6 protein-coding genes are annotated in these 5,551 nt (G+C 65.0%); 1 reads left to right on the top strand and 5 read right to left on the bottom strand.

All coding sequences use genetic code 11. The annotated features are described in order from the left end of the window. Positions 1-291 precede the first annotated feature (291 nt). The 5 genes from C2I19_RS18740 to C2I19_RS18760 all read right to left on the bottom strand — a co-directional run bounded on the left by C2I19_RS18740 (position 292) and on the right by C2I19_RS18760 (position 4,938). Positions 292-1,080 carry an enoyl-CoA hydratase/isomerase family protein gene (locus C2I19_RS18740; protein ID WP_103904146.1) on the bottom strand — a complete coding sequence of 263 codons (789 nt, stop codon included), beginning with the start codon at positions 1,078-1,080 and terminating at the stop codon, positions 292-294. 10 nt (positions 1,081-1,090) lie between these two features. Beyond that, positions 1,091-2,689 (bottom strand): carboxyl transferase domain-containing protein, encoded by a 1,599-nt coding sequence (locus tag C2I19_RS18745; protein ID WP_103904147.1) that lies wholly within the window; start codon positions 2,687-2,689, stop codon positions 1,091-1,093. Positions 2,690-2,703: 14 nt separating this feature from the next. Then, positions 2,704-3,048 (bottom strand): nuclear transport factor 2 family protein, encoded by a 345-nt coding sequence (locus tag C2I19_RS18750; RefSeq protein WP_103904148.1) that lies wholly within the window; start codon positions 3,046-3,048, stop codon positions 2,704-2,706. Between the two features lie 129 nt (positions 3,049-3,177). Next, on the bottom strand, positions 3,178-4,347 hold the full coding sequence (locus C2I19_RS18755) for an isovaleryl-CoA dehydrogenase (protein ID WP_103904149.1): 1,170 nt from the start codon (positions 4,345-4,347) through the stop codon (positions 3,178-3,180). 120 nt (positions 4,348-4,467) lie between these two features. Continuing rightward, a complete protein-coding gene (locus C2I19_RS18760) occupies positions 4,468-4,938 on the bottom strand; it encodes an NUDIX hydrolase (protein ID WP_158253764.1) in 471 nt (156 codons plus the stop codon). A gap of 105 nt (positions 4,939-5,043) precedes the next feature. Between C2I19_RS18760 and C2I19_RS18765 the strand changes: the two genes are divergently transcribed. Further along, positions 5,044-5,487: a YaiI/YqxD family protein gene (locus tag C2I19_RS18765; protein WP_103904151.1), complete on the top strand. Its 444-nt coding sequence runs from the start codon at positions 5,044-5,046 to the stop codon at positions 5,485-5,487. Positions 5,488-5,551: the final 64 nt, after the last annotated feature.

Here is a 5,551-nt window from a genome sequence, read left to right on the forward strand (position 1 = left end):
TGTTTGCTTGCCAAGCTGAAGCTTGACTGCGCTCTTCTCTCTGGAAGGAAGAGGGGCTATGGGCGGCGCTGTTGGGCTGGCGTTCATCCGCAAGCGCGTGTGCTTGCCAAGCTGGAGCTTGACTGCGCTCCTCCCTCTGGAAGGGAGAGGGGCTATGGGCGGCATTGTTCGACTGGCCTTCATCCCCAAATGCGTGCAGTTGCCAATGCGTGGTCGACGTTCGATGGCTCCCCTCTCCCCCTGCGGGAGAGGGGCTGGGGGAGAGGGGGCGAAGCTGCCGCCTGCCCATGCTCATGCCTGCCACTTCGGCGCGCGTTTTTCGAAGAACGCAGCCAGGCCCTCGCGCGCTTCGTCGCCGGCGCGGATGGACGCGATGCGGCCGGCGGTGTGTTCCAGCAGCGCGTCGTCCCAGGGCGAGCCTTCGCGCAGTTCGGCCAGCAACTGCTTGGCATCGCTCAGCGCGCCGGGCGCGCCCTTGGCCAGTTCTTCGGCGACTTCCGCCACCCGCGCGTCCAGCATGTCTTCCGCCACCACCTCATGCACCAGGCCGATTTCCCGAGCCATGGCGGCGGAGATGCGTTCGGCGGACAGGAAGTAGCGCCGCGCCTGCCGCCAGCCTATCGCGTCGGCGACATAGGGGCCGATGGTGGCGGGGACCAGGCCCAGCCTCACCTCGGTCAGCGCGAACTTGGCGGCGTCGGTGGCGATGGCGATGTCGCAGACGGCGGCCAGGCCGGTGCCGCCGGCCATCGCCGCGCCGTGGATGCGGGCGATCACCGGCTTGGCGCTGCGGTAAATGCTTTTCAGCATGGCGGCCAGCTTTTGGGCGTCGGCCAGGTTTTCCTGTTCGCTGTAGCCGGCGGCGCGGCGCATCCAGTCCAGGTCCGCGCCGGCGCAGAAGCTCTTGCCGCGGCCGGCCAGCATGATGACGCGCACGGTTTCGTCGCGGTTCAACTGGCCCATGGCCTCGGTCATTTCGGCGATCAACGTCTCGTTCAGCGCGTTGTGCAGATCCGGCCGGTTCAGCCAGACGGTGGCCACCTTGCCCTGTTGCTCGATTTGCAGCGTGGTGTAGCTCATCATCCGCTCCTTACATCCGGAACACGCCGAAGCGCGTGGCTTCGACCGGGGCCGACAGCGAGGCCTCCAGCGCCAGCGCCAGCGCGTCGCGGGTCTGGGCCGGGTCGATCACGCCATCGTCCCACAAGCGGGCGCTGGCGTAGTAGGGGTGGCCCTGTTCCTCGTACTGCTGGCGCACCGGGGCTTTCAGAGCCTCTTCCTGCTCAGGCGTGAAGGCGTCGCCCAGCTGTTCCTTCTTCACCTGGGCCAGCACGCCGGCGGCCTGTTCGCCGCCCATCACCGAGATGCGGCTGTTCGGCCACATCCACAGGAAGCGGGGCGAGTAGGCGCGGCCGCACATGCCGTAGTTGCCGGCGCCGAAGCTGCCGCCTATCAGCACGGTGAACTTGGGCACTTTGGCGCAGGCCACCGCCGTCACCAGCTTGGCCCCGTCCTTGGCGATGCCGCCGTTCTCATACTTCTTGCCCACCATGAAGCCGGTGATGTTCTGCAGGAAGATCAGCGGGATGCCGCGCTGGCAGCACAATTCGACGAAGTGCGCGCCTTTCAGCGCGGATTCGGAGAACAGGATGCCGTTATTGGCCAGGATGCCGACGCGGTAACCGTTGAGGCGAGCGAAGCCTGTGACTAAAGTCGTCCCGTAGGTTTGCTTGAATTCGTCGAAATCCGAATCGTCCACCAGCCGGGCGATGATCTCGCGCACGTCGAACGGCTTTTTTGGATCGGCCGGGATCACGCCGTAGATTTCCTCCGCCGCGTAGCGCGGCGGCTTGGGTTCGGCGCGGTCCAGCTCGCCCTGTTTTTTCCAGTTCAGGTCCGACACGATGCGGCGGGCGATGGACAGCGCGTGGGCATCGTTCTGGGCCAGGTGGTCGGCGACGCCTGAGATTTTCGCGTGCACATCGCCGCCGCCCAGTTCCTCGGCGCTCACCACCTCGCCGGTGGCGGCCTTAACCAGCGGCGGGCCGCCCAGGAAGATGGTGCCTTGTTCCTTGACGATGACGGTTTCGTCGCTCATCGCCGGCACGTAGGCGCCGCCGGCGGTGCAGCTGCCCATCACCACGGCGATTTGCGGAATGCCGGCCGCGGACAGATTGGCCTGGTTGTAGAAGATGCGGCCGAAGTGCTCCTTGTCCGGAAACACCTCGTCCTGCAGCGGCAGGAAGGCGCCGCCGGAGTCCACCAGGTAGACGCAGGGCAAGCGGTTGTCGCGGGCGATTTCCTGCGCGCGCAAATGCTTCTTCACCGTCATCGGATAATAGGTGCCGCCCTTGACCGTGGCGTCGTTGGCGATGATCAGGCAGTCGACGCCGGAAATGCGGCCGATGCCGGCTATCATGCCCGCGCCGGGGGCGTCGTCGCCGTACATGCCGTAGGCGGCGAGCTGGGACAATTCCAGGAAGGGCGCGCCGGGATCGAGCAGCATGTCGATGCGCTCGCGCGGCAGCAGTTTGCCGCGCGCGGTGTGTTTGGCGCGGGCTTTCTCGCCGCCGCCCAGCGCCGCCTGGGTGACTTTCTGTTTCAGATCATCTACCAGCGCGCGCATCTTGTCGGCGTTGGCGACGAAGTCCGCGGCTCGCGGCGACAGCTTGGATTCGAGAATGGGCATGTTCTTTTACCTTGTCATTCGGCGTCGACGAACCATACCGCGGCGATCAGACCATCGGCGTTGACGTCGTAAATGGCGACGGCGCGAAAGCGGGTTTCGCCGTCCAGCGTCACGTCCTCGTGGTCGATGACGCGGCTGCCCTGCACGATGCGATGCAGCAGTGCGGCGTGCAGCTTGGGCAGGTTAAAGCGCTTGCTGGCGTAATGGTCGGCCAGCGCCGCGTGGCCGGAGAGGGTTTGCGCCATGGACGGCAGGCGGTAGACCTTGACGTCCTCGGCGTAGCAGGCGGCGAAGGCCTCAAGATTGCGGGCGTTGTAGGCGTCCAGCTGGGCCTGGACGATGCGTTCGGCGGCGGTCATGTTTTGGTTTTCCTCGGTATGGCCGGGGATGGTTGGAAAAATCGTCCGAGACAAGGCGCGCCGCCGCAGACAGTACAAATAGTACGGCCAGGCGGCGCAACGCCGTATCGGACGATTTAGCCACCATGCTTATCGGGTTTCGGCCATCAGTTCGCGGCCGATGAGCCAGCGGCGGATCTCACTGGTGCCCGCGCCGATCTCGTACAGCTTGGCGTCGCGCAGCAGGCGGCCGGTGGCGTATTCGTTGATGTAGCCGTTGCCGCCCAGGCACTGGATGGCGTCCAGCGCCAGCTGGGTGGCGTTCTCGGCCGCGTACAGGATGGCGCCGGCGGCATCCTTGCGGGTCTGGCGGCCGGTTTCGCCGCGGTCCAGCGCTTGGCCCACGGCGTAGACGTAGGCGCGGCTGGCGGACAGCTTGACGTACATATCGGCCAGCTTGCCCTGCATCAGCTGGAAATCACCTATCGGCTGGCCGAATTGGGTGCGGTCGTTCAGGTAGGGCACCACGATGTCCAGGCTGGCCTGCATGATGCCCAAGGGGCCGGCGGCCAGCACCGAGCGCTCGTAATCCAGACCGCTCATCAGCACTTTCACGCCATTGCCTTCGCCGCCCAGCACGTTTTCTTCCGGCACGAAACAGTTGTCGAAGAAGATGGGGTAGGTGTTGGAGCCGCGCATGCCCAGCTTGTCCAGCTTGCTGCCGTGGCTGAAGCCGGCAAAGTTCTTCTCGACGATGAAGGCGGTGATGCCCTTGGGGCCGGCGTTGACGTCGGTTTTGGCGTACACCACCAGCGTGTCGGCGTCGCCGCCGTTGGTGATCCACATCTTGCTGCCGTTGAGCAGGTAGCCGCCGTCGGTTTTGTCGGCCTTCAGCTTCATGCTGACCACGTCGGAACCGGCGTTGGGCTCGGACATCGCCAAGGCGCCGACGTGCTCGCCGGAGATCAGCTTGGGCAGGTAACGGCTGCGCTGGGCGTCGTTGCCGTTCTTGTAGATTTGGTTGACGCACAGATTGGAGTGCGCGCCGTAAGACAGGCCCACCGAGGCGCTGGCGCGGCTGATTTCCTCCATCGCGATCATGTGGGCGAGGTAGCCCATGTCCACGCCGCCGTACTGCTCGCTGACGGTGATGCCGAGCAAGCCCAGCTCGCCGAACTTGCACCACAGATCGGCCGGGAACAGGTTGTCCTGGTCGATGGCGGCGGCGCGCGGGGCGATTTCGCGATCGGCGAAGTCGCGCACCGATTCGCGCAGGAGGTCGTAAGTCTCGCCGAAGGCGAAGCGCAGGCTGCTGTACATGGGGTTTCTCCTCGTTGAACGTGCGGCGCGGCTGGCGGCGCCTGATGAGCACATCATCGCTTACGTTTACGTAAGCGTCAATATGTCGATATGATGGCGCGGGGTGCGGGCGGCCGGCGTTTATTCGCGGTTGATTACGTGGCGCAGGCTGCGGTCTTCGCTGATCAGCATGTTTTTCATGGGCTGCGGCAGGATGCGCAGCTCGCTGAGCTGCTCGCGGCTGAACCAGTCAAACTCCAGGCGCGAGCCGCCGTCTTCGATCACGAACGGCGTTGCGCGGCCAAGCAAAGCGGAGTCGGTGGCTAGATGCGCTTGGAAATACAGGCCCAGTTCATGGTTGCGCTTGCCGCCCGTGGTGAAGAAGTTTTCTATCAGCATGACCATCTCGCCGCAATGTATGGTTTCGCCAAGCTCCTCCAGCATTTCCCGTTCCACCGTTTTGGGCGCTTCCTCATCAGGTTCAACGCGGCCGCCGGGCAAGGTCCAGAAGTCGTCGCAGATCAGGCGGTGCAGCAGCACCTTGCCTTCATGCTCGATGATGGCGCCGGCGCGCAGATTGAAGCGGGTGCCGGCTATGTCGACGCTGATCATGCGATATCTCCTTGGCATTTTGGGCGGGCGCGCAGCATAGCGCTTTCTCCCGTCATGGACAAGGGCGGGTATCATGGCCGGCTATTGATAGAGAAAGAAACCACCATGACGATCTGGGTAGACGCTGACGCCTGTCCCAAGGTGATACGGGAAGTGTTGTGCCGCGCGGCGCAGCGCACCGGCGTGGAGCTGGTGTTCGTCGCCAACCAACTGCTGACGGTGCCGAAGGCGCCGAATATCCGCGCGCTGCAAGTGCCCAAGGGCTTCGACGTGGCCGACAACGAAATCGCCCGCCGCATCGAGCCGACAGACTTGCTGATCACCGGCGACATTCCGCTCGCTTCCGAGGTGCTGGCCAAGGGCGCGCAGGCGCTGAACTGGCGCGGCGAGGCGTTTTCCAAGGAAACCATCGCCGCCCAGCTGACGATGCGGGACTTCATGGACAATCTGCGCGCCAGCGGCATCCAGACTGAAGGCCCGCCGCCCTTGAGCCAGGCCGACCGGCAGGCCTTCGCCCGGCAGCTGGACATTTGGCTGGCCCGCCGGTAGGGCGGAAGCCCGGCTTGGCCGGGCGTTCCGCCGGGTAGCGTCTGCCGTGGGGATGAGATTGTGG

The organism is Chromobacterium alticapitis (genome assembly GCF_002924365.1).
GTDB classification, from domain to species: domain Bacteria; phylum Pseudomonadota; class Gammaproteobacteria; order Burkholderiales; family Chromobacteriaceae; genus Chromobacterium; species Chromobacterium alticapitis.